General features: G+C 54.4%; 27 protein-coding genes and 1 pseudogene. 21 read left to right on the top strand and 7 right to left on the bottom strand.

The features are described from left to right. The first annotated feature begins 150 nt into the window (after positions 1-150). The 4 genes from H3L93_RS01225 (at position 151) to H3L93_RS01210 (ending at position 4005) form a co-directional block, all read left to right on the top strand. Complete coding sequence (locus tag H3L93_RS01225) at positions 151-1641, top strand: YifB family Mg chelatase-like AAA ATPase (RefSeq protein ID WP_003797903.1); 1491 nt, start codon at positions 151-153, stop codon at positions 1639-1641. Between the two features lie 69 nt (positions 1642-1710). Next, entirely contained in the window at positions 1711-2661 is a 951-nt protein-coding gene (gene rfaE1, locus H3L93_RS01220; RefSeq protein WP_155803212.1) for a D-glycero-beta-D-manno-heptose-7-phosphate kinase, read from the top strand. 112 nt (positions 2662-2773) lie between these two features. Next, entirely contained in the window at positions 2774-3775 is a 1002-nt protein-coding gene (gene rfaD, locus H3L93_RS01215; RefSeq protein ID WP_003797907.1) for an ADP-glyceromanno-heptose 6-epimerase, read from the top strand. Between the two features lie 26 nt (positions 3776-3801). Further along, positions 3802-4005 carry a hypothetical protein gene (locus H3L93_RS01210; protein ID WP_003797910.1) on the top strand — a complete coding sequence of 68 codons (204 nt, stop codon included), beginning with the start codon at positions 3802-3804 and terminating at the stop codon, positions 4003-4005. 31 nt (positions 4006-4036) lie between these two features. Here H3L93_RS01210 and H3L93_RS01205 read toward each other — a convergent pair whose 3' ends face one another. After that, a complete protein-coding gene (locus tag H3L93_RS01205; RefSeq protein ID WP_003797912.1) occupies positions 4037-4996 on the bottom strand; it encodes a beta-ketoacyl-ACP synthase III in 960 nt (319 codons plus the stop codon). A 173-nt stretch (positions 4997-5169) separates the two neighbouring features. Next, positions 5170-5325 (bottom strand): hypothetical protein, encoded by a 156-nt coding sequence (locus tag H3L93_RS01200; protein WP_003797913.1) that lies wholly within the window; start codon positions 5323-5325, stop codon positions 5170-5172. Positions 5326-5492: 167 nt separating this feature from the next. Here H3L93_RS01200 and H3L93_RS01195 point away from each other — a divergent pair, with 167 nt between their 5' ends. The 4 genes from H3L93_RS01195 to ribBA all read left to right on the top strand — a co-directional run bounded on the left by H3L93_RS01195 (position 5493) and on the right by ribBA (position 8871). Then, positions 5493-5798, top strand: a complete 306-nt coding sequence (locus H3L93_RS01195; RefSeq protein WP_003797915.1) for a hypothetical protein — start codon at positions 5493-5495, stop codon at positions 5796-5798. Positions 5799-5835: 37 nt separating this feature from the next. Next, positions 5836-7245: a leucyl aminopeptidase gene (locus H3L93_RS01190; RefSeq protein ID WP_003797916.1), complete on the top strand. Its 1410-nt coding sequence runs from the start codon at positions 5836-5838 to the stop codon at positions 7243-7245. Between the two features lie 104 nt (positions 7246-7349). Beyond that, positions 7350-7640, top strand: coding sequence for a hypothetical protein (locus tag H3L93_RS01185; protein WP_040559022.1), 291 nt, complete (start codon positions 7350-7352; stop codon positions 7638-7640). 97 nt (positions 7641-7737) lie between these two features. After that, the gene (gene ribBA / locus H3L93_RS01180) at positions 7738-8871 is read left to right on the top strand and encodes a bifunctional 3,4-dihydroxy-2-butanone-4-phosphate synthase/GTP cyclohydrolase II (RefSeq protein ID WP_050755596.1); all 1134 of its coding nucleotides are present in this window, start codon (positions 7738-7740) and stop codon (positions 8869-8871) included. A 75-nt stretch (positions 8872-8946) separates the two neighbouring features. Here the strand turns inward: ribBA and frr are convergent, their stop codons facing one another. Further along, complete coding sequence (gene frr / locus H3L93_RS01175) at positions 8947-9504, bottom strand: ribosome recycling factor (RefSeq protein WP_003797919.1); 558 nt, start codon at positions 9502-9504, stop codon at positions 8947-8949. 102 nt (positions 9505-9606) lie between these two features. Continuing rightward, positions 9607-10320, bottom strand: coding sequence for a UMP kinase (pyrH, locus tag H3L93_RS01170; protein WP_003797920.1), 714 nt, complete (start codon positions 10318-10320; stop codon positions 9607-9609). 293 nt (positions 10321-10613) lie between these two features. Here pyrH and murJ point away from each other — a divergent pair, with 293 nt between their 5' ends. From murJ to H3L93_RS01120, 10 genes and pseudogenes are all read left to right on the top strand, one after another. After that, the gene (gene murJ, locus H3L93_RS01165) at positions 10614-12155 is read left to right on the top strand and encodes a murein biosynthesis integral membrane protein MurJ (protein ID WP_003797923.1); all 1542 of its coding nucleotides are present in this window, start codon (positions 10614-10616) and stop codon (positions 12153-12155) included. A 258-nt stretch (positions 12156-12413) separates the two neighbouring features. Further along, on the top strand, positions 12414-13415 hold the full coding sequence (locus H3L93_RS12990; protein WP_003797924.1) for an SMI1/KNR4 family protein: 1002 nt from the start codon (positions 12414-12416) through the stop codon (positions 13413-13415). 116 nt (positions 13416-13531) lie between these two features. Further along, positions 13532-13975 (top strand): GNAT family N-acetyltransferase, encoded by a 444-nt coding sequence (locus H3L93_RS01155; protein ID WP_003797925.1) that lies wholly within the window; start codon positions 13532-13534, stop codon positions 13973-13975. A gap of 101 nt (positions 13976-14076) precedes the next feature. Continuing rightward, complete coding sequence (gene alaS, locus H3L93_RS01150; RefSeq protein ID WP_003797926.1) at positions 14077-16968, top strand: alanine--tRNA ligase; 2892 nt, start codon at positions 14077-14079, stop codon at positions 16966-16968. 162 nt (positions 16969-17130) lie between these two features. After that, the gene (locus tag H3L93_RS01145; RefSeq protein ID WP_003797929.1) at positions 17131-17706 is read left to right on the top strand and encodes a hypothetical protein; all 576 of its coding nucleotides are present in this window, start codon (positions 17131-17133) and stop codon (positions 17704-17706) included. Positions 17707-17985: 279 nt separating this feature from the next. Beyond that, positions 17986-18177, top strand: a pseudogene (locus H3L93_RS01140) (YbhB/YbcL family Raf kinase inhibitor-like protein); the annotation flags it as partial. 204 nt (positions 18178-18381) lie between these two features. Beyond that, the gene (locus H3L93_RS01135; protein WP_003797935.1) at positions 18382-19254 is read left to right on the top strand and encodes an alpha/beta hydrolase; all 873 of its coding nucleotides are present in this window, start codon (positions 18382-18384) and stop codon (positions 19252-19254) included. Positions 19255-19409: 155 nt separating this feature from the next. After that, positions 19410-19874, top strand: a complete 465-nt coding sequence (locus tag H3L93_RS01130; RefSeq protein ID WP_003797936.1) for a hypothetical protein — start codon at positions 19410-19412, stop codon at positions 19872-19874. Between the two features lie 12 nt (positions 19875-19886). Continuing rightward, positions 19887-20057, top strand: coding sequence for a hypothetical protein (locus H3L93_RS01125; RefSeq protein WP_003797937.1), 171 nt, complete (start codon positions 19887-19889; stop codon positions 20055-20057). 55 nt (positions 20058-20112) lie between these two features. Then, complete coding sequence (locus H3L93_RS01120; protein WP_003797938.1) at positions 20113-22320, top strand: FepA family TonB-dependent siderophore receptor; 2208 nt, start codon at positions 20113-20115, stop codon at positions 22318-22320. Between the two features lie 73 nt (positions 22321-22393). On the opposite strand, the gene H3L93_RS01115 is transcribed toward H3L93_RS01120, so the two are convergent. The 3 genes from H3L93_RS01115 to H3L93_RS01105 are packed head-to-tail and all read right to left on the bottom strand — an operon-like array spanning position 22394 to position 23854. Continuing rightward, positions 22394-23281 (bottom strand): hypothetical protein, encoded by an 888-nt coding sequence (locus H3L93_RS01115; protein WP_040559025.1) that lies wholly within the window; start codon positions 23279-23281, stop codon positions 22394-22396. Then, positions 23274-23465: a hypothetical protein gene (locus H3L93_RS01110; RefSeq protein WP_081446120.1), complete on the bottom strand. Its 192-nt coding sequence runs from the start codon at positions 23463-23465 to the stop codon at positions 23274-23276. The genes H3L93_RS01115 and H3L93_RS01110 overlap by 8 nt, the downstream gene beginning before the upstream one ends. A gap of 2 nt (positions 23466-23467) precedes the next feature. After that, positions 23468-23854, bottom strand: coding sequence for a surface-adhesin E family protein (locus H3L93_RS01105; protein ID WP_155803213.1), 387 nt, complete (start codon positions 23852-23854; stop codon positions 23468-23470). 139 nt (positions 23855-23993) lie between these two features. On the opposite strand from H3L93_RS01105, the gene H3L93_RS01100 reads away from it, so the two are divergent. From H3L93_RS01100 to H3L93_RS01090, 3 genes are all read left to right on the top strand, one after another. After that, positions 23994-24389, top strand: a complete 396-nt coding sequence (locus H3L93_RS01100) for a helix-turn-helix domain-containing protein (protein ID WP_003797941.1) — start codon at positions 23994-23996, stop codon at positions 24387-24389. Between the two features lie 88 nt (positions 24390-24477). Continuing rightward, on the top strand, positions 24478-24978 hold the full coding sequence (locus H3L93_RS01095; RefSeq protein WP_003797942.1) for a GAF domain-containing protein: 501 nt from the start codon (positions 24478-24480) through the stop codon (positions 24976-24978). A gap of 82 nt (positions 24979-25060) precedes the next feature. Beyond that, positions 25061-25576 (top strand): hypothetical protein, encoded by a 516-nt coding sequence (locus H3L93_RS01090; RefSeq protein ID WP_003797943.1) that lies wholly within the window; start codon positions 25061-25063, stop codon positions 25574-25576. Positions 25577-25594: the final 18 nt, after the last annotated feature.

Raw genomic sequence — 25594 nt, 5'->3', positions numbered from 1 at the left:
ATGCAAATTTAAAGTTTGGCTTGGATTTGGGGTTGTTGCAAACGCGGATTCTGAGGCAGCCTGAAAACGGATGCAGCCCAAATTTTCGCCTGCTTTGCGGGCAAATGGCTTAAAATCGGCGGTTTAACATTTTCTTTACAGACCGATGATATGACTTTTTCCGTGGTAAACAGCCGTGCGCTTAGCGGCATGGATGCGCCGTTGGTGGAGGTGGAAACGCATCTTGCCAATGGCTTGCCGCAATTTAACATTGTGGGGCTGCCCGACACCGAAGTGAAAGAAAGCCGCGACCGCGTGCGCGCGGCGATTTTGCAAAGCGGTTTTGCCTTTCCCGCGCAAAAAATCACGGTGAACCTTGCGCCTGCCGATTTGCCCAAAGAGTCGGGGCGGTTTGATTTGCCGATTGCGATTGGCATTTTGGCGGCAAGCGGGCAAGTGAACCCTGATGATTTGGCGCGTTATGAATTTGCGGGCGAATTGGCTTTGTCGGGCAGTTTGCGCCCAATTCGCGGCGCGTTGGCGATGGCTTGGCAGGGGCAGCAAGCGGGGCGGGCGTTTGTGTTGCCCGAGGATAACGCGGAGCAGGTTGCCATGATGCCGAATATTGAAGCCTATGGCGCGGGCAGCCTGAATGCGGTGGCGGCGCATTTAAACCGCCTTGAACCGCTGCCGCGCGCGCAAAGCCGCCAGAGGCAGCCTGAAAACCGCAACACGCTGGATTTGAAAGACGTGAAAGGGCAGCACACGGCACGTTTGGCGTTGGAAATCGCGGCGGCGGGCGGGCACAGCCTGCTGATGGTCGGCCCGCCGGGCACGGGCAAATCCATGCTGGCGCAGCGTTTGCCCACGATTTTGCCACCGCTCACCGCCGATGAGCAGATTGAAGTGTGGGCGTTGCGCTCGCTTTTGCCGCAGCACGCGCACGATTTCAGCCGCGAACGCCCGATGCGGATGGTGCACAATTCCGCCAGCTCCGCCGCGCTGGTGGGCGGCGGCTCCGACCCGCGGCCGGGAGAAATATCGTTGGCAACGCACGGCGTGCTGTTTTTAGACGAGCTGCCCGAGTTTGACCGCAAAGTCTTGGAAATGCTGCGCGACCCGTTGGAAAGCGGGCAAATCCATATCTCCCGCGCCGCGCGCCAAGTAACCTATCCCGCGAAATTCCAACTGGTTGCCGCCATGAACCCTTGCCCCTGCGGCTATTTGGGGCATCCCACCAAGCCTTGCCGCTGCACGCCCGATGCGGTGAAACGCTACCGCGACAAAATTTCTGGCCCGCTGTTGGACCGCATCGATTTAACGATTGAAGTGCCCGTGCTGCCCGCGGCGGATTTGACCAGCAGCCAAGCGGGCGAAAGCAGCGCGGCCGTGCGCCAGCGGGTGATACGCGCGCGCGACATCCAATATCAACGGCAGGGCAAAACCAACGCCAAACTGCTGCCCAGCGAATTGGACACGCTGGCGCAAATCGACGATGAAGCCAAGCAAGCTTTGGCGCAGATGCTGGAAAAATTATCGCTGTCGGCGCGTAGCTTCCACCGCATTTTGCGCGTGTCGCGCACGCTGGCGGATTTGGCGGGCGACACGGTGGTAACGCGCGGGCATGTTTTGCAGGCAATCGGCTTTCGGCGCGCGATTTGAGGCAACCTTTCCCATCTGTTGCCCTACATGGTACAATTTCCGCTCTATTTACAACTGGAAGCACTAAAAATGCCCAACTTTATGCCCGCCCTATCCCGTTTTCAGGCTGCCAAAGTACTGGTGGCAGGCGATGTGATGCTGGACCAATACTGGTTTGGCGACGTGTCGCGCATCTCGCCCGAAGCCCCCGTGCCGGTTGCCAAAATCGGGCAAACCGAACACCGCGCAGGCGGGGCAGCGAACGTGGCGCGCAACATCGCCGCGTTGGGCGGGCAAGCTGCGCTGTTGGCGGTGGTGGGCGAAGACGAAGCCGCCGACACGCTGTCCGAGCTGCTGGCGCAAGACAACATCGCCGGCCATCTGATTCGCAGCTCCGCCGCGCCCACCACGCTCAAACTGCGCGTGTTGGCGCGCAACCAACAGCTTATCCGCTTGGATTTTGAAGCCGCGCCCGATTTGGGCAGCCTGAAAACCGTGCGGCAACAATACGCCGAACTCGTGTCCCAATACGATGCCGTGATTTTGTCGGACTACGGCAAAGGCGTGCTAAACGAAGTCGCCGCCATGATTGCCGCCGCCCGCGCCGCGGGCAAGCCCGTGTTAATCGACCCCAAAGGTACGGATTTCAGCAAATATGCAGGCGCCACGCTGCTTACCCCCAACCGCGCCGAGTTGCGCGATGCCGCAGGCGGCTGGGAAAACGAAGCGGGCCTAACCGCCAAAGCGCAAGGCTTGCGCGAAACGCTGGGCTTGGACGCGCTGCTGGTAACGCGCAGCGAAGAAGGCATGACGCTCTACCGCGCCGACGGGCAAACCCACCAGCCCACCCGCGCCCAAGAGGTGTACGACGTATCGGGCGCAGGCGACACCGTCATCGCCGCGATGGGGCTGAGCCTTGCCGCAGGCTACACGCTGCCCGAAGCCATGCACACGGCAAACGCCGCGGCGGGCGTGGTCGTAGCCAAGCTGGGCACGGCGGTGTGTTCGTTTGCCGAGCTGGAACAGGCGTTGGCAGTATAAAACCCCGTTTTCAGGCTGCCTTTTCAGCACGCATAGGCAGCCTGAAAACCACGAAACGCTTAAAAACAACGTTTTACTCACACAGTTCAGCCACACATAAAGGAATCCCAACATGACCATCATCGTAACAGGCGCAGCCGGCTTTATCGGCAGCAACATCGTCAAAGCGCTCAACCGGCGCGGCGAAACCGACATCATCGCCGTGGACAACCTGACCAACGGGCACAAATTCCGCAACCTTGCCGATTGCGACATCGCACATTATCTCGACAAACACGAATTCATCCGCCAAGTGCGCGAACACCTCGTTCCGCACGACATCCGCGCCGTGTTCCACCAAGGCGCGTGCAGCAACACCATGGAACACAACGGGCAATACATGATGGAAAACAACTACCAATACAGCCTGGACCTGCTGGATTGGTGCCAAGACGAGCGCATCCCCTTTTTATACGCCAGCAGCGCGGCGGTTTACGGCAAAGGCACAGCGTTCCGCGAAGAGCGCGCGCTGGAAAAGCCGCTCAACGTTTACGGCTATTCCAAATTTTTGTTTGACCAAGTGGTCCGCCGGCGCATCGCGCAAGGTTTGACCGCCCAAGTTGTCGGCTTCCGCTATTTCAACGTGTACGGCATGCGCGAGCAGCACAAAGGACGCATGGCATCCGTCGCCTACCACCATTTCAACCAATACCGCAGCCAAGGCTATGTGAACCTGTTTGGCGCATACGAAAACTACGGCAACGGCGAACACAGCCGCGATTTCGTCAGCGTGGAAGACGTCGCCAAAGTGAACCTGTATTTCTTTGACAATTTTGAAAAATCAGGCATTTTCAACCTTGGCACGGGGCGCAGCCAGCCGTTTAACGACCTCGCCGCCGCCACCGTGAACGCCTGCCGCGCCGCCGAGGGCAAGCCCAAGCTGTCGTTGGCGGAATTGGTGGAGCAGCAGCTTATCCGCTATATCCCCTTCCCCGAAGATTTGGCGGGCAAATACCAATCGTTCACCCAAGCCGATACCGAGAAACTGCGTGCCGCCGGCTACGCCGATGATTTTTACACCGTAGAGCAAGGCGTGGAACGCTATGTGGCTTGGCTGCTGGAACAGGCAGAATAGGCAATAGCGTTGATTGAAATCGCAATTTGGTTTTAACCAACGATAACAAAAGGCAGCCTGAAAACGGATTAACCCGTTTCAGGCTGCCTTTGTGCGTATTTGCAGAACCCGCCGCGTTGTTTACCCTTTCGGCATCGTATCAACGGGCAATCCGCCCGCTGCCGCCGCGCTTGGCTGCAACGCAAACGCTTTTCAGGCTGCCTGAATCCGAATGGTTTGAGGCAGCCTGAAAAGCATGGCGGGTTGGCTTGCGGGCAAGTCTTAATACCGAACCAGCATCGCGCCCCAAGCGAAGCCGCCGCCGATGCCTTCCATCATCAGATGTTGCCCGCGCCGGATGCGCCCGTCTTTAATGCCTGCATCCAGCGCGAGCGGGATGGAGGCTGCGGAGGTGTTGGCGTGTTCCTGCACGGTGAGGATGATTTTTTCTTCGGGCAAGCCCAGATGCTTGGCGGTGGCATCGATAATGCGCTTGTTGGCTTGGTGCGGCACCAGCCAATCGATTTGTTCGGCGGTGTAGCCCGCTTCCTGCAACACTTCGTCGGCAACAGCGGCCAGCTGTTTCACCGCGAATTTGAACACGCCTTGCCCGTCCATTTGCAAAAACGGCGTGCCGCATATTGCGCCATCGGCGATTTGCGCGGGCGTGTTGAGCAGCGATAAATAGTTGCCGTCGGCGTGCAATTTGCTGTGGATGATGCCCGCTTCGTCGCTTGCGCCCAGCACCACCGCGCCTGCGCCGTCGCCGAAGAGCACGCAGGTGCGGCGGTCGCTCCAATCCATGATGCGGCTGAACGTGTCCGCGCCAATCACCAGAGCTTTCTTTGCCATGCCGCTTTTGATGTAGGCGTTGGCGGTTGCCATCGCGTATACAAAGCCCGCGCACACGGCTTGCACGTCAAACGCGGGGCAGCCTGAAACGCCGAGCTTTTGCTGCACGATGGTCGCAGTGGCGGGGAACTGCATATCGGGCGTGGCGGTGGCCACGATGATTAAGTCAATCTCGCCGGCGGCAATGCCGGCATCGTCTAATGCGCGGAGGGCGGCGGCGTGTGCCAAGTCGCTGGTTTTTTCGTGTTCGGCGGCGATGTGGCGGGCTTTGATGCCCGTGCGCGTGGTTATCCATTCGTCGGATGTGTCAACGCGCCGGGCGAGTTCTTCGTTGGTAACGCGTTGGGCAGGCAGGTAGCTGCCGGTGCCGAGGATTTTGGCGTGTTTCATGGGCGGTTCTCGCAGGGAAAAATGGCGGCATTGTATGCAATCTTGTGGGTTTGCTCAATTTATAGTTGATTAAAATCGCAATGATACGGCGTTGCCAACGCCCTGATGTACTGTTCGTATACGGCGGACGCTGGCGCCTTGTCTCATTTTTATTTTAGTCAACTATAGTTTTCCTATGTTTGCATAGCGGGGGCAGTCTGAATATTTGCCATGTGCACGGCTTGCAAGCAAGCCGTAGGAGGCGCGGGTTGATGTTTCAGGCTGCCCAAGCCTTTGCGCTCGCGTTTAGGCAGCCTGAAACTGTTGCAAAACCCCAGTAGATCGGACATTTATGCCCGACGTTTTTAGTTGTGCGTTGTGTCGTATTTAAGATAAATATGCCCGTGTTTGTCGGGCATAAATGCCCGACCTACGGATAAACTTTGCGCGTCGTCGGACAAGCTCACGCTTGTTTCCGAAAAAAGGACGCTGCGTTCGGCTGGACGTAGGGGAATGGGTGGCAGTATTAAACAGTTGCGAAGGGTTGAGGCAGCCTGAAATCCAATCTATCCAGCAAAAAACCGCATGGCTCAACACCAAGCGGTTTTGGTTTTCAGGCTGCCTCTACAATGCCCAAAGGCAGCCCGAAACGCTTGCGCCACAGCAACGCCAAGAGTGGGTATGGCGGCGATACGCCATGTTCTGTTGCAAACTACGCGAAGGGTTGAGGCAGCCTGAAAAGAAGGGCAACAAGATTTGCCCGCCACCGCTCGTTTTCGCTTCGCCACCCCGCTTTGCTACGCCGCCCGCCTCGCGCGTATAATTTGCCCTTTCTGCAACTCGTCCACAAAGGAAACCCCATGCAATTTACCCTTGCCGCCGCCGCGCAGCCCGAAGCCGCGCAATTGTTTGTCTGCACCGAAGCGGGCCAGCTAAACGATGAAACCGCCCAGCTTTTGTGCCACAGCTTGGAAGAAAAAGACAGCTTTGCCGAAACCAAACTGCCCGTTTCAGGCAGCCTGAAAAGCATTGCCGTGCTGCGTTTTGCCGATTTGGCCACCGAAACCTTGCAAAAAGCCGCCAAAGAAGCCGCCGCGTGGGCGCAAAAGCAAGCGGCGGTGGCGGTGGATTTAAGCCCGTTCTGCGCCGAAAACGCGCCGCGCGTGGTGGCCGCGTTGGTGGCGGCGATTGGCGAGGCGGTGTACCGTTTTGACCGCTTCAAAAAAGAAGCCAGCCCCGCCAAATTGGCGCAGGTGCAGTTTGTGCACGCGCAGCACGGCGATGAAATTCAGGCTGCCTTAAACCGCGCCGAAGCCTTGTTATACGGCGTGAACCTGTGCAAAGACTTGGGCAACACAGGCTCCAACATCTGCACGCCCACCTATCTTGCCGAAACCGCCGCGCGCGAAGCGCAAGCCTTGGGCGCGGAAGCCAAAATTTTGGGCGGCGACTACATCCGCGAAAATATGCCCTCGTTCTGGGGCGTGGCCAAAGGCAGCAAGGAAGAGCCGAAATTGCTGGAATTGCGCTATTTTGGCGCAGCAGATAAATCCGCCGAGCCGATTGTGTTGGTGGGCAAGGGTTTGACCTTTGACAGCGGCGGCATCTCGTTGAAACCAGGCGAAGGCATGGACGAGATGAAATACGATATGTGCGGCGCGGCGGCGATGATTGGCACGTTTATCGCCGCCGCCAAAGCCAAGCTGCCGATTAACTTGGTAACCGTGGTCGCTACTTGCGAAAATATGCCCGATGGCGGCGCGTCCAAGCCGGGCGATGTGGTCAAAGCCATGAACGGCACCACCATTGAAAACCTGAACACCGATGCCGAGGGGCGTTTGGTGCTGTGCGACGCGCTCACTTATGTGGAGCAAAACTTCAAACCGCAAGCCGTGATTGATGCCGCCACGCTCACCGGCGCGTGCATCATCGCGCTGGGACACGTTGCCAGCGGCGTGATGGGCAATGACCAAGATTTGGTGGACGCGCTGCTTGCCGCCGCGCGCGAAAGCAACGACAAAGCATGGCAGCTGCCGCTGTTCCCTGAATACAAAGAGCAGCTCAAATCCAATTTCGCCGATTTGCAAAACATCGGCGGCCGCCCCGCTGGCACCATCACCGCCGCCACTTTCTTGGCGCACTTTGCCGAGAACTACAAATGGGCACATTTGGACATCGCAGGCACGGCTTGGAAATCGGGCGCGCAAAAAGGCGCGACAGGGCGACCTGTGGCGTTGCTGTTGCAGTATTTGAGCAATCAGGCGAAGTAAGCCTGTTATCGCCATCGTTCCAACCTTAAAAGGCAGCCTGAAAACCGTTTTACCCGCTTCGCTCGTTTTCAGGCTGCCTCAATCTTGTTCCCATCATCCCCACCATGACCCACCTAGACCTTGCCGCCCTGTTTATCCTCATCGCCATCCCGCTGCTCGCCCTCGCCGCGCTGTGGCAGCTCTACGTCATGCTCAGCGAAACCTACACGCTCAACCGCTATCAGCAGCAACCGCACCAAATGCTGCGGATTGCCGTCAGCCTGTTTTTCACATTCAGCCTGAGCGTGTATTGGCATTGCTCCAACGCCCGCAAAAAAGGCATCCTGTTTGCCCTGCTCGGCGGCGCGGGCATCGTGTGCTACGCGCTGGGCATGTGGTACAAAAACCATCCTTAAATCCTTAAAGGCAGCCTGAAATCCCATTTTTCAGGCTGCCTATTTGCAATCTATTTTGTAAATGAACGTAAAGCAAACCCGCCGCAAAAAGCGTACAATGCCCCCCGCCTCCCACCACCACAAAGGAAAAGCCATGACCGCACAAATCTCCCCCATCCCCGAAATTCTTGCCGACATCAAAGCAGGCAAAATGGTCATCATCACCGATGCCGAAGACCGCGAAAACGAAGGCGATTTGGTGATTGCCGCCCAATTCGTTACCCCCGAAGCCATCAACTTTATGATTAAACACGCGCGCGGCTTGGTGTGCCTGCCGATGGAAAACGCCCTTGTGGACAAGCTCGGCTTGCCGATGATGACCCAGCAAAACGGCACGCAATACGGCACCAATTTCACCGTTTCCATCGAAGCCGCGCAAGGCACCACCACCGGCATTTCCGCCGCTGACCGCGCCCTCACCATCCAAACCGCCGTGTCGCCCAATGTGCAGCCGCAAGACATCGTGCAACCGGGGCATATTTTCCCGCTGCGCGCGCAAAAAGGCGGCGTGCTGATTCGCGCGGGGCACACCGAAGCCGCCGTGGATTTAGCCCACATGGCAGGGCTAATCGGCGCAGGTGTGATTTGCGAAATTTTGAACGACGACGGCACCATGGCGCGCATGCCCGAGCTGCTGCAATTTGCCGAACAGCACGGCTTAAAAATCGGCACGATTGCCGACTTGATTGAATACCGCAGCCGCACCGAAAGCCTGCTGGAAGAAATGGGCGACACGCTGGTGCACACCCCGTGGGGCGATTTCCGCCAACACGTTTATGTAGACAAGCTCAACGGCGACACCCACCTTGCGCTGGTGAAAGGGCAGCCTGAAAACACCGATGAGACTGTAGTGCGCGTGCACGAGCCATTTTCCGCGCTGGATTTTATTCAACCCGACCCGAACCATTCATGGACGCTGCCGCAAGCCATCCAGCGCATTCAAGCTGCCGAAAGCGGCGTGATTATCCTGCTGCACCGCACCGAAGACGGCGCCGCCCTTCTGGAACGCACCCTGCCGAAAAACAGCCAGCTCGTGCAAAAATGGGACAGAAAAACCTACGGCATCGGTGCGCAAATGCTCGCCAGCTTGAACGTGAAAAAAATGCGCGTGCTGGGCAAGCCATCGGTGATGAACGGGCTCACAGGGTTTGGGCTGGAAGTGGTGGCGTTTGAAGAACAGCCGAGTGCGTAGCGGGTTGTTGCACAATAAAAGGCAGCCTGAAAACGGGAAAACTCGTTTTCAGGCTGCCTTTTATTGTTTACAAGATTAAATCGCCATCAAATCTTCTTCTTTGGCGGCGAGGATTTTGTCCACTTCTGCAATCGCTTTGTCGGTTAATTTTTGGATTGCCTCCTCGCCACGGCGCGCTTCGTCTTCCGAAATTTCCTTGTCTTTCAGCAATTTTTTGATGTGGTCGTTGGCATCTCGGCGCACATTGCGGATGGACACGCGGCCGTCTTCCGCCTCGCTGCGCACCACTTTAATCAAGTCTTTGCGGCGCTCTTCGGTGAGCATCGGCATCGGCACGCGGATGACATCGCCCATGGCGGCAGGATTTAAGCCCAGATTGGAATCGCGGATGGCTTTTTCCACGGCGGCGGCCATGTTGCTTTCGTATACTTTCACGCCGATGGTGCGCGCATCCAGCAGGGTTACGTTCGCCACTTGGCTCACGGGCACGGCGCTGCCGTAGTAGTCCACTTCCACTTGGTCTAGCAAGCCTGTGTGGGCGCGACCTGTGCGAACTTTGGCGAGGTTTTCTTTCAACACTTCAAGCGAGCGTTGCATTTTGCTTTCGGCGGATTTTTGGATGTCGTTAATCATGTTGTATTCTCGTAGGGAGTTGAATAAAGGGCGGATTATAGCAGAGTTGGTTTGTTCGTTTCAGGCTGCCTTGATGGGGATGGGGCAGCCTGAAAATAACCGTCAATTATGCACCAGCGTGCCTTCGTCTTCGCCCAGAATCACGCGTTTGAGCGCGCCTGCTTTGTGGATGCTGAACACCACGATGTTGAGATTGCGCTCTTGGCACAGCGTGAACGCGGTGGTGTCCATCACTTTCAGTTTTTTCTCAATCGCTTCGTTAAAGGTTACGTTTTTATAGCGCGTGGCGGCGGGGTCTTTTTTGGGGTCGGCGGTGTACACGCCGTCCACATTGGTGGCTTTGAGCATCACTTCGCAGCCCATTTCGGCACCGCGCAGGGCGGCGGCGGTGTCGGTAGTAAAGAAGGGGTTGCCTGTGCCTGCGGCGAAGATAACGATTTTGTGTTCTTCTAAATATTGGATGGCTTTGGGGCGGGCATAGGTTTCGGCGATTTGTTGCATGGAAAGGGCGGATTGCACGCGGGCTTTTGCGCCAACGCTTTCAAACGCATCTTTTAACGCCAGCGCGTTCATCACGGTTGCCATCATGCCCATGTAGTCGGCGGTGGCCCGGTCCATGCTGCCCGCTTGGGCGGATACGCCGCGGAATATGTTGCCGCCACCCACCACAATGCCCACTTGCACGCCTAAATCGGCGATTTCTTTGACTTGGCGCACGATGTTCATAATGGTGTCGCGGTTGATGCCGAACGGGTCGTTGCCCATCAGCGATTCGCCCGATAGTTTGAGCAGAATGCGTTTGTATTGGGTGGTCATGTTGATTGCCTTATCTTGGAGCGTTGGAGAGTTTGGGAATGGATGGGGTTGGCATCCGTATCTGCCATCAGGGCGACGCGGATTTTTGCGTTTCACGCAGCCAAACGGCGCGGATTATACGCGTTTTCAGGCTGCCTGAAATGGGGTTTTGCGGTAAACTGCGCGGATTTTTGTGAACGCGATGGGGCGGGCTGGGGCATGGCGGGGCAGCCTAAAAACGATACGGCGTAAGGCAGCCTGAAAACGGAAAATGCCGTTTCAGGCTGCCTTCTGATTGAACCAAGAAAGCAAACATGAATTTATTAGCGGTTTTGGCGCGGTTAAGCAGCATGACGATGCTCTCGCGCGTGATGGGTTTTGTGCGCGATGCGATTGTGGCGCGTTATTTTGGCGCGGGCGCGGCGATGGATGCGTTTGTGGTGGCGTTTCGGCTGCCGAATTTGCTGCGCCGCATTTTTGCCGAGGGCGCGTTTTCGCAGGCGTTTGTGCCGATGCTGGCGGATTATAAGCAGAACAAATCGGATGAAGAAACGCGATTGTTTGTGCAACACGTGGCGGGGATGCTGACATTTGCGCTGTTTATTATCACGGCAATTGGCGTGTTTGCCGCGCCTCTTGTGATTTGGGCGACGGCAAGCGGTTTCGTGCGCGATGGCACGCGGTTTGAGCTGGCGGCGAAGCTGTTGCCGATTATTTTTCCGTATATTTTGTTGATTTCGCTGTCGTCGTTTGTGGGCAGCATTTTGAATACTTACAATAAATTTTCCATTCCCGCGTTTACGCCTGTGTTGCTGAATGTGTCGTTTATTGTGTTTGCGCTGTTTTTAACGCCGTTTTTTCAGCCGCCGATTATGGCGATGGGCTGGGCGGTGTTGGTGGGCGGGCTGTTGCAGTTGGGCTTTCAGCTGCCGTGGTTATACAAGCTGGGCTTTTTCAGGCTGCCTAAGCTGCGCTTTGGCGATGCGGCGGTGAGCCGTGTGATGAAGCAGATGCTGCCGTCGATTATCGGCTCGTCGGTGGCGCAGATTTCGCTGGTAATCAATACCACGTTTGCGTCTTATCTGGCGGTGGGCAGCGTATCGTGGCTGTATTATTCGGACCGCTTGATTGAGCTGCCTTCGGGCGTGGTGGGCGCGGCGTTGGGCACGATTTTGCTGCCGAGTTTGTCTAAACACGCGGCGGCGAACAATGCGGTGGAGTTTTCGGCTCTGGTGGATTGGGGGCTGCGCTTGTGTTTGCTGCTGATTTTGCCTGCGGCGGTGGGCTTGATGGTGGTGGGGTTTCCGCTGGTGGCGACGTTGTTTATGTACCGCGAAGTGTCGCTGCACGATGCTTGGATGATTCAAAACGCGCTGGCGGCGGCGGCGCTGGGTTTGCCTGCGATGATGATGGTGAAGATTTTTGCCCCTGCGTTTTATGCGCGCAAAAATGTGAAAACGCCTGCCAAAGTGGCGGTAATTTCGCTGGTGTGCACGCAGTTGTTTAATTTGATTTTGGTGTGGCATTGGCAACACGTTGGGCTGGCGTTGGCGGTGGCTTTGGGGCAGATGGTGAACGCGGGGCTGCTGTTTACCATGCTGCGCTTGCATGAGGTGTATGCGCCGCAGTTTGCGTGGAAGCGGTTTTTGCGGCGGTTGGCGATTGCGCTGGCGGTGATGGCGGGGGGCTTGTGGGGCGTGCAGGCGGCGTTTCCCGTGGATTGGGCGGCGTTAGGCGGCGGGAGGCGCGCGCTGGTGTTGGCGGGGCTGTTGCTGCTGGCGGTGGTTTTGTATTTTGGCACGCTGGGGGTGCTGGGGGTGCGCCCGCGGGAGTTTCGGCGCAGGGAAGCGGGATAGGCGGGCTGAGGCTTTTGTGAACGCATAGAGGCAGCCCGAAACGCAATCTGAGCCTGTGCAAAACGCCTTGGAGCGGTCTGCGTAGCGAAGCGGAGTGGCGAAGCTAGAAATAAGAAATGCCGTCATTCACATACGGGTGAGAATCTGGTTTGATATTCAGAAATAATTGTAAAAACAACCTGTTGTTTATCAGCAGCCCGACAAATACCGACCTATTTATCTTAATAATACGCCACAACTAAGAAACGTCGGGCATCTATGCCCAACCTGCTTGGGAAAAAGTTTCATCTAGGCAGCCTGAAACCCGCCATCCCGTTTTCAGGCTGCCGCCCTAATCTCCGAAAAACCGCCATGAAAACCTACCGCCAACTCACCGTCCTCGCCGCCATCCTGCACGAACATCCCGCCGACAGCGTCATCCTTATCCCCGAAACCGCCGCCGCAGCCCTCCGTCCGCAAACCGTCGGCAACCTCGCCGCCCTGTTCGCACCCACCGCCCGTTTTATCGTTCAGGCTGCCGATGCGCCCCTCCGTCTCGGCTACCGCCAATGGCTCACCGTCGGCGCGCTGCAACGTATCAGGCAAAACCTGCCCGCCGCCCCGTCCCAAGCCGACTGGCTCAACATCCTCGCCACCTATCTGATTGCCCCGCCCGCCGAACCCATATCCAACGCAGACATCCCGCCGCTGGCATGGGCAGAGCTTGCCGACGACGAAGCGCGCATCCAATGGTGGATGCAATGCGTCCGCGCCTACCTCAACGGCGACGACTTCACCCCCGCCAGCCGCGCCGCGCTGGACGACTGCGAACAGCGCATCGGCTGCCCCCTGCCGCCGATGCTGCGCGCCTACCACCAACACATCGGCGTGGAATACCTCGCCGAAATCATCAACCCGCCCGAGCGCATCGAGCCGCTGCTTGACGCTTTTCCCGGACTGGAAGACATCCTTGAAGACCTGAGCGCCGAGCAAGCCGCCGCCACCCGCGCCCTCGCCGGGCAACTTATCGCATTCGGCGACTATCTGGGCAACGGCAACCTCTGGTGCCTCCACCGCCAAACAGGGCAAGTCTGGTACTGCGACCACGACACGGGCGAATGCCTCACCCCAATCTTCAACAACGTGCGTGACTACCTCGACGCGGTGATGGTTTTAAGCCTTGCCGAAGCGCACGACTCCGACGACGAAAACCATGAAACCGCCGAAAAAATGCTGCGCCAACGGCTCGGCGACGCGGTAGTGGAAAAATGGATGTATTGAGGCAGCCTGAAACGCCATCATCCCTGTTTTAGCTTTGCCAAAGCGTGCAAACCCGTTTTCAGGCTGCCTCAACCACCCCAAAGGCAGCCTGAAAACCCAACAAGAAAGGAAACCAAATGAACTTCACCGTCAAAGCCTTCGCCGAGCTCTCCCCCGCCGAACTCCACGCCATCTACACCGCGCGCGTGGCGGTTTTTGTGGTGGAGCAAGCCTGCCCGTATCAAGAAGTGGACGCGCAAGACCCCGCCGCGCTGCACATCTTCGCCGAGCAAAACGGCAAAGTCATCGCCTACTGCCGCCTGATTCCGCACGGCGACAGCGTGCATTTGGGGCGCGTGCTGGTGTTGCCCGGGCATCGCGCCGAAAAACTGGGGCGCAAAATCGTCGCCTTTGCCGTGGACTACGCCCGCGCGCATTTCCCGCAATGCAGCGTTTATGCCCAAGCGCAAGCCTATTTGGAACGCTTTTACGCCTCGTTTGGATTTGCCAGCCAATCCGCCCCTTATCTGGAAGACAATATTCCGCATATTGATATGCTATTGCCCGCCGCGCAATCATAGCGGCTCAACCCGGTTTGCAGTAAAATCACACACTTTCAGGCTGCCTAACCCTTCAAAGGCAGCCTGAAAGTTATCTTATTAATTTTAGAGAAACCACGACCATGAAAACCAACGAACTCCGCGCCAAATTCCTGCAATTTTTCCAATCCAAGGGGCATCAAATCGTTGCCTCTTCTTCGCTCGTCCCTCACGACGACCCCACGCTGCTCTTTACCAACGCGGGCATGAACCAGTTTAAAGACGTATTCTTGGGCTTTGACAAACGCCCCTACACCCGCGCCACCACCGCGCAAAAATGCGTGCGCGCAGGCGGCAAGCACAACGACTTGGAAAACGTGGGCTACACCGCCCGCCACCACACATTCTTTGAAATGATGGGCAATTTCTCGTTTGGCGACTACTTCAAAAAAGAAGTGATTCCGTTCGCGTGGGAATTTCTCACTTCGCCCGAATGGCTCAACATTCCCAAAGAAAAACTGCTGGTAACCGTGTATGCCGAAGACGACGAAGCCTACAACATCTGGCACGATGTTATCGGCGTGCCTGCCGAGCGCATCGTCCGCATCGGCGACAACAAAGGCAGCCGCTACGCTTCCGACAACTTCTGGCAGATGGGCGACACCGGCCCCTGCGGCCCCTGCACCGAGATTTTCTACGACCACGGCGAAGAAATCTGGGGCGGCATTCCCGGCAGCCCCGAAGAAGACGGCGACCGCTGGATTGAGATTTGGAACTGCGTGTTTATGCAGTTCAACCGCGACGAGCAGGGCAATATGAACCCGCTGCCCAAGCCCTCTGTCGATACCGGCATGGGCTTGGAGCGCATGGCCGCGGTGATGCAGGGCGTGCACAGCAACTATGAAATCGACCTGTTCCAAGACCTGCTCAAAGCCGTTGCCCGCGAAACCGGCACGGCGTTCAGCATGGAAGAGCCCAGCCTGAAAGTGATTGCCGACCATATCCGCTCGTGTTCCTTCCTGATTGCCGACGGCGTGATGCCCAGCAACGAAGGGCGCGGCTATGTGTTGCGCCGCATTATCCGCCGCGCCGTGCGCCACGGTTACAAACTCGGTCAGAAAAACGCCTTTTTCTACAAACTCGTGCCCGATTTGGTGAAAGAAATGGGCGGCGCGTATCCCGAGTTGAAAGAAAAACAAACGCATATTATGGAAGTGTTGCGCGGCGAAGAAATGCGCTTCGGCGAAACGCTGGAAAAAGGCATGGGCTTGTTTAACCAAGTGTGGGACGCGATGCAGTTCGCCAAATTGGAAAGCCTGTTGCCGATGGACGGCGTGGGCGAGCCGTTGCGATTGACCACCGCAGACGGTGTAGCGTTTACCGTGGTTTCGCGCAATGCGGGCAACGGCAAACAAATCGTGGTGCGCCCGCAGGTTTCAGGCAGCCTGAACGAAAGTTTCGCCTTTAATATGGAAGACGTGGTTACCAAAGAAAAACCCGAAGCCCACCGCGCTTACGGCGAAGCCCTGCAAGGCTACCTGAAAAACAATATCGCCAACAGCAAGCTGATTATGTCGGGCGAACACATCTTCAAACTCTACGACACCTACGGCTTCCCCTATGACTTAACCGCCGACATGGCGCGCGAATTGGGCATCGAGTTGGACGAAGAAGGCTTTGAGCGCGAAATGGAAGCCCAACGCGCCCGCGCCCGCGCCGCGCAAAACTTCAAAGCCAACGCCCAAGTGGCCTACGACGGCGCAGAAACCCAGTTCCACGGCTACGACAAACGCAGCCTGGACGCCACCGTACTCGCGCTCTACCGCGACGGCGAAGCCGTAAACGAGTTGAACGCAGGCGAAAGCGGCATTGTCGTGCTCGATCACACCCCGTTTTACGCCGAATCGGGCGGACAAGTCGGCGACGTAGGCTTTATTTTCAGCGGCGAAAACCGCTTTGAAGTGGAAGACACGCAAAAAATCAAAGCCGCCGTGCACGGACATTTCGGCACGCTCGTTTCAGGCAGCCTGAAAGTCGGCGACAGCATTTGCGCCGAAGTGGACAACGTTGTGCGCGAAGCCATCATGCGCAACCACAGCGTTACCCACCTGATGCACAAAGCCCTGCGCGACGTACTCGGCACCCACGTCGAGCAAAAAGGCTCGCTGCAAAACGCCGAACTCACGCGCTTTGACATCTCCCACCCGCAAGCCATCACAGCCGAAGAAATCGCCGAAGTGGAACGCCGCGTCAACCACGCCATCATGCAAAACGTGCCCGTGCGCGTCGAAACCATGAGCCTGGAAGACGCGCAAAAATCCGGCGCCATGATGCTCTTTGGCGAAAAATACGGCGACTTCGTGCGCGTCATCACCATGGGCGACTACTCCACCGAGCTGTGCGGCGGCACCCACGTTGCCCGCACCGGCGACATCGGCTTCTTCAAAATCATCAGCGAAGGCGGCATCGCCGCAGGCATCCGCCGCGTCGAAGCCATTACCGGCCAAGCCGCGCTCGACTGGGTGCAAAACCAAGAAAACCTGATTAAAGAAGCCGTAAACGAAGTCAAAGCCCAAGGCGCAAAAGACCTGCTCGCCAAAATTCAGACGGCCTTAGCCCACAGCAAAGCTCTTGAAAAAGAACTCGCCCGCGCCAAAGCCGAACTCGCCGTACACGCAGGCGCCAAGTTGCTCGACAACGCCGTAACCGTCGGCGCAGCCAGACTCGTCGCCGCCCAAATCGAAGCCGATGCCGCCGCCCTGCGCGACATCGTTACCGATTTAACCAGCAAAGGCGACAACATCGTCGTCCTCCTCGCCGCCGTAAACGACGGCAAAATCGCCCTGTGTGCAGGTGTATCCAAAGCCATGACAGCCAAAGTGAAAGCTGGCGATTTGGTCAAACACGCCGCCGAACAAATCGGCGGCAAAGGCGGCGGCCGCCCCGACTTGGCACAAGCCGGCGGCAGCGATGTCGAAAAACTGCCCGCCATGATTGAGAGCGTGAAAGATTGGGTCGGCGCGAAGCTGGATTGATGTAAGAAAGGCAGCCTGAAAGTTTCAGGCTGCCTTTTGTGCAAAGAGGCCGTCTGAAAGGCCTTGTTTGCCGTAGGTTTGGTCGCGACCCAACAGATTTTGTGAAGTATAAAAAATGTTGAGGCATGATCCAAGCTACTTAATGAAATGGAGAGAAAATAAATGGATTGTACAAATGATATAGGTCAATTAATTTCATCTGTTGTGAGCGGTGTTGCAGCAATTATAACTGCCTGCGCAACAATATTTCTCTACAAAGTAACAAAAATTCTTGCAGTAGAGACAAAAAAGATGGCAGATGCTTCCAAGCCACATATTGTTGCTACTTTGGTTATAAATAAATGGTCAATGATGCATATGGATTTGCATATTGATAATACGGGGAACGCAACGGCCTATGATATTGAAATCTCTTTTAATCTTCCATTGAAAAATACTGGGGTAAGAGAAAAATTAGAAACATTGCCTTTTCAGAAAATAAGTGTATTAAATCCAAATCAAGGATTATCTACCTATTTATCTGAATATTCGGATATAAAAGATAAGTCCTATTTTGTTGAAATTAGTTGGAAAAATAATTCAATGGCAACCGAGCGAGAATACAATAGGTATATTTTGAACATTGGTCATTACGAAGGTGTTACCAAACTTGGTGATGATAATCCTTTATGTAGTATTGCTAATAAAGTTGAAAAAATTTCTGACGATATTCGGAAAATTACAAATAAACTTAAATAATTCTTAAGAGATATTTTTTATATATTCCTCAAGGTTCGATAAAATAAGTAACCACATCTACTATCATCAATGGCAAATTTGCCGACCGTTACAGCAAGCGCGGCAGCAGCATTTATGCCCGACTCTTTACAAATGGGATTTGTCGGGCATAAATGCCCGACCTACAAATCCAAGTTTCCCAACTGCCCGCTACCGTCTGAACCCCCAAACCCCGTTTTCAGACGGCCTTTTTCCGCTAAAATCCCCCTACCATCCAACCCGAAACAAAGGAGAACCATCATGCAAGTTACCACCTCCGCCATCATCAACGGCGAATTTGCCGACCAATACGGCAAGCGCGGCAGTCAGTTTAGTGAAAACGGGATGCCGACTTATTCGATTCCTTTTGAAATCAGCGGCGCGCCAGAGGGTACGCAGTCGTTTGCCGTGGTGTTGGAAGACAAAGACGCGATTACCGCCAGCGGTTTTGTACAATTGGGCGAGCATCGGCAATAATCACTTAATTACGCATAAAACCATCCAAAAAAGCAAATCACGCAGCGTGCAGCTACTGCAACCGCAAAAAATCCAATAAATAACCAACCCAAAGGCAGCCTGAAAACCCCAATCCCGTTTTCAGGCTGCCCTTTTCCGCTAAAATCCCACCACCTACACAACCATCAACAAGGAAAAACAATGGCCGCCTCCAATCCCCCCACCCAACCCGCCTACACCCAACCCGCCCCCCCCAAAGCCCCACCCGCCGACATCACCCGCCGCGCCAACCCCGCCATACTCACCGCCCCCCACACCCGCTACACCTTCCACACCCTCAACCTCCCCCGCGCCAACGGCGAAATCCAACGCATCTTTGTCGGCATACCCCACACCCCGCCCCCCGCGCAAGGCTACCCCGCTATCTACGCCCCAGACGGCAACGCCCTGCTAGAACTGCTCACCCCACAAACCCTCAGCCAATACCACCAGCCCCCCGTGCTCGTACTCATCGGCTATCCCACCGATTTGCGCTTTGACACCGCCCGCCGCGCCTACGACTACACCCCACCCAACCCAGACGGCAAACCCATGCCCGACCCGCTCACCACAGGGCGGCAAAACGGCGGCGCACCCGACTTCCTTCACTTCATCGCCACCCAAATCCGCCCCCGCATCGCCCAACTCGCCGCCACCGACCCCGGGCAACAAACCCTGTGGGGGCACTCCTACGGCGGGCTGTTCGTGCTCTACACCCTGTTTGAACGCCCCGAACTGTTCAGCCACTATATCGCCGCCGACCCATCCTTATGGTGGCACAACGGGCTGATGCTGCACTACGCCGCCCGCGCCCGCATCATCCCCAACCGGCATTTAATCCTCCAAAAAAGCGGCGCAAGCCTCCCGCAAAAAGCCAACCCCGCGCACAACAGCGTCCCGCCCGATGCTGCCGAACGCCTCGCCGAGCAACTTCGCCAACGCGGCATCGCCACCGAATACCGCCACTACCCCAAGCAAACCCACGGCGGCTTGCTCGCCCAATCCTTTCAAGAATGGCTGGACAGCATTCAATAACTACAAAAGCAGCCTGAAAACCCGTTTTCCCGTTTTCAGGCTGCCTCATCACCACCCCAAAAGCAGCCTGAAAAACAACCAAGAGCGCGTATGTCGCTTGGGCAGCGCGTCCCGCCTCATCAGACTACGCCTTCTTCATAAAACGGAAATATGCCATGACAAACACCGAATTAGAAAACACATACGATGTGTTGTTCCAAAACAAAATCACCAACCCCGTTGATCTGCCGGGCAATCATCCCGATGAACCGATAGAACGCGGCTTTCTATATATCCAATGCGATAAATTTTATTTTGATAAAAATTTTAGCGAACTCTTCAATTTAAAGCAAAACGAATTAGACGGAATCTATTGTTTCTTATCTAAAAATTGCGAATTAACCCTTAACGACGAAAGAAAATTTTGCGGCGTGTCATTTAAAGGGGAAGCAGGCAAAGAAATCATCTCGGCAGCAATCAAGCAAAAATGGCAAAGCATGGGGCTCACATTTGCCGAGATTGACAAGCAGCAAAACCTGCTGGTTTTAAGCACCGGAGAAAACATTGATTTAAACGGCGTGGAAGCCTTGGAATACGAAATCGTCAAAAAGAAGAAAACCCAAAAAACATCAAACCAATAAGCGCAGGCCGGATTGCCCAACCCCACCGCAAGGCAGCCTGAAAGCATTGCGTGCAGCCCAAACGCCCAAGCGTGTTTTCAGGCTGCCTTCAAACCGCCCAACGTCTTGACCTCTCCCGCACCGCCCGCATCAAACAATAATTACTCTCATTTGCCTTGGCAATCCGCGCCCAAACCGTTATGATTTACACCTTTTCACATTTGCAGCATTTTTGTAAACACAACACAGAGGAATTTTTATGAAAAAACGTTTTGCCCTTGGCATCTTACCGCTTGCCCTAGCCGGCGCATTTGCCCGCGCCGACGACACCGCCCCGCACGACGGCGGCACATTGCCCACTGTATACGTTACCGCCGAACGCCAGCTGCAACAATCGCTGGGCGTGTCCAAAATCACCGCCAAAGATTTGGAACACCGCCCCGCCGTCAACGACATTTCCGACATCGTGCGCACCATGCCGGGGGTCAATTTAACGGGCAACACCGCCTCGGGCGAGCGCGGCAACAAACGCCAAATAGATATTCGCGGCATGGGCCCCGAAAACACATTGATTTTGATTGACGGCCGCCCCGTAACTTCGCGCAATGCCGAGCGATATAGCTGGCGCGGCGAGCGCAACACGCGCGGCGACAGCAACTGGGTGCCAGTGGAAGATATTGAATCCATCAGCGTATTGCGCGGCCCTGCGGCGGCACGCTACGGCTCGGGCGCGGCAGGCGGCGTGGTAAACATCATCACCAAAAAAGTGAGCACCGAATGGCATGGCGGCTTAACCTACTACACCAATCAGCCACAAGACCGCAAAGAAGGCGAAACCAACCGCATCGGCTTTAATGTGAGCGGCCCGATTATTCAAGACAAACTGGGCATCCGCATCTACGGCAGCCTGAATAAAACCGATGCCGATGCCGCCGACATCAACCCCACCAAAGTAACCACCACTCGCCGCGGCGGGCGCACCGTAACCAGCACCAGCATGGGCGCAGGGCGCGACGGCGTGAAAAACCGCGACATCGCCGCGCGCTTGGCATGGCGCATCACGCCCGAGCAAACGCTCACGCTAGACAGCTCATACAACCGCCAAGGCAATATCTACGCGGGCGACAACCAAAACAACAACCCCAACGCCTTCACGCAATCGCTATACGGCTCGGAAACTGCGCGTTTAACTCGCATCAGCAACGCACTCACCCACGAAGGCTATTGGAGCTGGGGCGACAGCAAAGTCGTAGCGCAGCTTGACCGCACCGAAAACCACCACTTAACCGAAGGCTTGATGGGCGGCCCTGAAGGGCAATACCAAAACCGCAACTTCACCGACAGCACGCTGCAAACCAAACGCCTGTTTGGCGAAGTGAACATTCCGTTTAAACTCGGCGGCGACCACGTTCTCACCATCGGCGCGGAATACAATCACGACCGCCTAAACGACCACGGATCTATGGTGCAAGGCTTCTCCGACCAAGGCAAAACCGACCGCTTCGCGGGCGTTGGCACAGGGCGCAGCAGCAAAACCAGCCAAAGCAATTTCGCCTTTTATCTGGAAGACCACTACCGCCTAGGCAACGGCACCCAGCTTATCCCCGCGCTGCGCTTTGACCACAACAGCGTTTCAGGCAGCAATTGGAGCCCCGCGCTGAACTTTGTGCAAGCCCTCGGCGGCGGCTGGACGATTAAAGGCGGCATCGCTCGTGCGTATAAATCGCCCAATCTTTACCAAAGCAACCCCAACTATATTTTGTACACACGCGGGCAAGGCTGCGCGGCGGGCACATCTAGCAGCATTCGTTGCTATTTAAAAGGCAACGACAGCCTGAAACCCGAAACCAGTTGGAACAAAGAAATTGGCTTTGAATTTGCCAACGACAAAGTGCAAGCATCTATGGCGTATTTCCACAACGATTATCGCAACAAGATTGTGGCAGGCGACCGCGCGGTGATGTTGAGCCAGCTGGGCAACTATATGTATCAATGGACGAATGCGCGCAAAGCCTTGGTGGAAGGCGTGGAAGGCAATTTAACCCTACCGCTGCACCGCACGCTCAAATGGACAACCAATTTCACCTATATGCACAAATCCATCAACAAAGACACAGGCAACCCGCTTTCCGTTACGCCCAAATTCACCATCAACAGCAGCCTGAATTGGCAGCCCACCGAGAAACTGGACGCAGCGTTAAACATTACCTATTACGGCAAACAAAAACCGCGCACCGTGATTTTGAACAACGCCGAACGCAACACAGGCCTATCAGGCGAAACGGTGAAACCTTATGGCTTGGTGGGCATCAGCGCAGGCTATCGCTTCAACAACCATGTAAACCTGCGCTTGGGCGTGAACAATTTGTTTAACAAAAAACTGTATCGCAGCTCCAACAACAGTAGCGCACAAAGCTACAACGAACCTGGTCGCGCCTTCTATGGCAGCCTGAAAGTGTCGTTTTGATTGAGTTGAGATAACCTGCAATAAAAAATAGGCAGCCTGAAAACCAATTTGGCTTTTCAGGCTGCCTAATTATTTAATTTGAACGCCGATTTAATTTATTCCAATACAAAAATTCTTTTCTGCAAAAAGCAACATAATCGGCGGCTCGTTCTGCTTTTCGCTCAAAATTATTTTGTGTTTCTTGCGCTAAATTTTGAATTTCCTGCGGGCTTAAATCGCATTCCAGTTGCGCAAGTTGCTCATCAAAACTGTTCTCATCGCGTTTTGCTTCCATATCGCAATAATCAGCAAAAACAGCATAGTAACCCTTGTCTTTGGCAATTTGACGACATTGTTTACTGCGTTGCTCCATTGCGACAAATGCTTCTTGCTTGGCACGCTGCGCGGTTTCGTATTCAGGAGAAGGCTGGTAATGAACATGGGCTAATGCGTGATTTTGGCAACCTCCGCTGGGAAGCGTTACAGTAAAAAGTTCATAGTTACCTACAAAATAACGGTAATACAAAGTAATGCCATCAATTTGATTAAAAGAAGCAAAACTTGGATTCGCACATTGATTGTTAAACAAATTGAGTAACAGATTGTCTTGAAATTCTTTGGCAATGGAATCCGCCTGCTCTGGCGTGAGTGTTAAATCATAAAAATGATTGATATTAAATGTATCTGTTGAAATTTCGGCTGAATTAACGCCTGTAAAAGTTGTCCATTCGTCAATTTTTTTAGGTATGCCGAGCAATCTTGCACCGTACACAAACTGTTCAACTATTTCGCGCTTATGATTTTGTGCATAGGTTTGCGCTTGTGATGCCGTATTTTCAGGCTGCCTCGGGGGTGATTGGGATATTATTGGCTGATAATCCTGATAGGCATGTTGTTTGGCAAAATGTTTTCCAGCAAATCCCGCGAAACACATTAAGCAAAACATAGCAATAGACCCCAATACTTTAATTATTTTATTCATTGTTTTCATTTTCCTGTTTTTCATCAGGCGATAATATCCACCAAATTGCTGTTCCGATTACACCTGCGGGTAGGCAGACATAGGTAATTTTTACGCCGACATAGGGTAGAAAACAGATGCACGCACCTAAGATAAACCACGCCCAAAATGCGATCCAACCAAAGAATGAAGCGATTTTTTTCATGGTTAAAGGGGGTAATGATTACATACAAATTTATATGCAAATTCACCCAATGTTCCAGGAATAATATAATCCGATCGTGGAGAACTTGGCGTAAAACTATCAACTATTTTACCGTTTTTGCTGTAATATACAGTAGAAAGCCTTCTTTCCATACCTAATGAACAATGTACTTCCGTATATGTTCTACTTTGAATATAAAACTTATGTGAATTAAATGATAATTTTTGTGGCTTATTGAATTCAAATTTAAACCATGCTCTATCAGAAGTCCTTGTGCTTAAATCACCATAAAGAACTACATTCTCTCCTGTTCCAATTATTACCCAATTCTCTGCCCAAACACTCCCAGACAACCCCAACAAACAAATTAGAATACCCAATTTTTTCATAATTTTTCCTTTCTTATGGATTTAAGTTAAAATTTGTGAAATTTTAACTTTGCCATAACTTGCTTTACAGCCACCAATCCGACAAACCACAATCGTATTTAGGCAGACAACAACTCAATTCAGGAAGGTAAAACACAACATGGAAATTCATGAAAAAATCCGCTTTATCCGCGAACAGCAACAAATGACCCAAGAAGAAATGGCAGAAAAATTGAATTTATCTACCAGTGGTTATTCCAAAATCGAACGCGGAGAAACCAAATTGCAGTTTGAGAAATTGCAGCAGGTTGCCAATATTTTCAAAATTGATTTAACGGATTTAATTGGTTGGAACGAGAAAAATGTTGCTTTGTTGATTACCGAAAGTGGCACAAACAGCGGCAGTTGCTATGTAGGCGGTTCTACAATCAACTTGGAATTTGAAAAATTAAAATTAACTGTTGCTCATCAAACAGAAATTATTGAACAAAAAAATGCTGAAATTGAAGCCTTGAAACGCATCATTCAGTTATTAGAAAACGATAAATCGCAATAAAGAAATAGGCAGCCTGAAAACCCATTTGGCTTTTCAGGCTGCCTTTTTCCGCTAAAATCTCAATATAAATCATACCTGAAAGCCCATCATGTACGCCATCCAAACCACTTCCGCCAGCAAAGCCAATCAATACCAACAACTCCTGCCCCAGCTTCAAGCCTTGATTGCCGCCGATGCCGATATTCTCATCGCCACGCTTGCCAACGTGTGCGCCGTGTTAAAAGAGCAGTTCAACTGGTTTTGGGTGGGCTTTTATTTGGTGAACGACAGCCGCAGCGAGCTGATACTCGCGCCGTTTCAAGGCCCGCTTGCCTGCACGCGCATTCAAAAAGGGCGCGGTGTATGCGGGCAGGCGTGGGTGCAAAACCAAACGCTGGTAGTGCCCGATGTGAACCGGCATCCCGACCACATCGCCTGTTCCAGCCAATCGCAATCCGAAATCGTCGTCCCCCTGCACAACGGCTCGGGCGAAGTCGTCGGCGTGTTAGACATCGACCACACCGAGCTGGCGGCGTTTGACGCAACCGACGCGCACTATCTGCAACAGCTTTGCGCGCTGTTGAGCCGACAGCTTTTTCAGGCTGCCTAAACATCTGAGGCAGCCTGAAAACGAGTTTACGAGCTTCTGCGAAGCTAAAACCGCCTTTATCCATCCAACGAAAGTCCGCACCATGCCCCGCCTGCTCCCTGCCCTGCTCCTTGCTGCCAACTTGTTCGCCGCCCCTGTTTACGCGCAAACCGCCACCGAACCGGACACCGAACTCGCCGAATTCGCCCGCTTCGCCCAAACCCTCACCATCAAGCAAAAAACCGAACTGCTAAACGAATTGGTGCAAAAAACAAATGCCGCCCTTGCCCATGAAAGCACCGAAGTGTTTGAAAGCATCAAAATAAGCCACCGCTATCCCCGCAGCCGCTCGCTGGATTACACGCTCACCATCCGCCCCCAACTTGCCCCGGCCATCAACATCAAACGGCTGCAATCGCCTGAGGGCAAAGCCCGCTTTCAAAATCTCCTGCAAAAAGCCATGGGCAACGCCTGCCGCGACAAGCTAAGCCGCACCCTGTTTGAAGCCCTCGGCATCCGCGAGATACGCGCTGCATTCACGCTCAACGGGCGCGCCATCAACCAAAGCCGCATGGCATTGAGCGAATGCAACCGCTTCTACCCCCCAATCGCAAACTAAGCATCCTTGCCAACCAAA

The organism is Kingella oralis, from assembly GCF_014054985.1.
GTDB lineage: Bacteria > Pseudomonadota > Gammaproteobacteria > Burkholderiales > Neisseriaceae > Kingella_B > Kingella_B oralis.
This window is presented reverse-complemented; position numbering and strand designations above follow the sequence as displayed.

Bases quoted from the DNA above. Each gene is read 5' to 3' on its own strand.
- H3L93_RS01225 (WP_003797903.1), top strand. From the start codon at position 151: ATGACTTTTTCCGTGGTAAACAGCCGTGCGCTTAGCGGCATGGATGCG.
- rfaE1 (WP_155803212.1), top strand. From the start codon at position 1,711: ATGCCCAACTTTATGCCCGCCCTATCCCGTTTTCAGGCTGCCAAAGTA.
- rfaD (WP_003797907.1), top strand. From the start codon at position 2,774: ATGACCATCATCGTAACAGGCGCAGCCGGCTTTATCGGCAGCAACATC.
- H3L93_RS01205 (WP_003797912.1), bottom strand. From the start codon at position 4,996: ATGAAACACGCCAAAATCCTCGGCACCGGCAGCTACCTGCCTGCCCAA.
- H3L93_RS01200 (WP_003797913.1), bottom strand. From the start codon at position 5,325: ATGTCCGATCTACTGGGGTTTTGCAACAGTTTCAGGCTGCCTAAACGC.
- H3L93_RS01190 (WP_003797916.1), top strand. From the start codon at position 5,836: ATGCAATTTACCCTTGCCGCCGCCGCGCAGCCCGAAGCCGCGCAATTG.
- H3L93_RS01185 (WP_040559022.1), top strand. From the start codon at position 7,350: ATGACCCACCTAGACCTTGCCGCCCTGTTTATCCTCATCGCCATCCCG.
- ribBA (WP_050755596.1), top strand. From the start codon at position 7,738: ATGCCCCCCGCCTCCCACCACCACAAAGGAAAAGCCATGACCGCACAA.
- frr (WP_003797919.1), bottom strand. From the start codon at position 9,504: ATGATTAACGACATCCAAAAATCCGCCGAAAGCAAAATGCAACGCTCG.
- pyrH (WP_003797920.1), bottom strand. From the start codon at position 10,320: ATGACCACCCAATACAAACGCATTCTGCTCAAACTATCGGGCGAATCG.
- murJ (WP_003797923.1), top strand. From the start codon at position 10,614: ATGAATTTATTAGCGGTTTTGGCGCGGTTAAGCAGCATGACGATGCTC.
- H3L93_RS12990 (WP_003797924.1), top strand. From the start codon at position 12,414: ATGCCCAACCTGCTTGGGAAAAAGTTTCATCTAGGCAGCCTGAAACCC.
- H3L93_RS01155 (WP_003797925.1), top strand. From the start codon at position 13,532: ATGAACTTCACCGTCAAAGCCTTCGCCGAGCTCTCCCCCGCCGAACTC.
- alaS (WP_003797926.1), top strand. From the start codon at position 14,077: ATGAAAACCAACGAACTCCGCGCCAAATTCCTGCAATTTTTCCAATCC.
- H3L93_RS01145 (WP_003797929.1), top strand. From the start codon at position 17,131: ATGGATTGTACAAATGATATAGGTCAATTAATTTCATCTGTTGTGAGC.
- H3L93_RS01135 (WP_003797935.1), top strand. From the start codon at position 18,382: ATGGCCGCCTCCAATCCCCCCACCCAACCCGCCTACACCCAACCCGCC.
- H3L93_RS01130 (WP_003797936.1), top strand. From the start codon at position 19,410: ATGACAAACACCGAATTAGAAAACACATACGATGTGTTGTTCCAAAAC.
- H3L93_RS01120 (WP_003797938.1), top strand. From the start codon at position 20,113: ATGAAAAAACGTTTTGCCCTTGGCATCTTACCGCTTGCCCTAGCCGGC.
- H3L93_RS01115 (WP_040559025.1), bottom strand. From the start codon at position 23,281: ATGAATAAAATAATTAAAGTATTGGGGTCTATTGCTATGTTTTGCTTA.
- H3L93_RS01110 (WP_081446120.1), bottom strand. From the start codon at position 23,465: ATGAAAAAAATCGCTTCATTCTTTGGTTGGATCGCATTTTGGGCGTGG.
- H3L93_RS01105 (WP_155803213.1), bottom strand. From the start codon at position 23,854: ATGAAAAAATTGGGTATTCTAATTTGTTTGTTGGGGTTGTCTGGGAGT.
- H3L93_RS01100 (WP_003797941.1), top strand. From the start codon at position 23,994: ATGGAAATTCATGAAAAAATCCGCTTTATCCGCGAACAGCAACAAATG.
- H3L93_RS01095 (WP_003797942.1), top strand. From the start codon at position 24,478: ATGTACGCCATCCAAACCACTTCCGCCAGCAAAGCCAATCAATACCAA.
- H3L93_RS01090 (WP_003797943.1), top strand. From the start codon at position 25,061: ATGCCCCGCCTGCTCCCTGCCCTGCTCCTTGCTGCCAACTTGTTCGCC.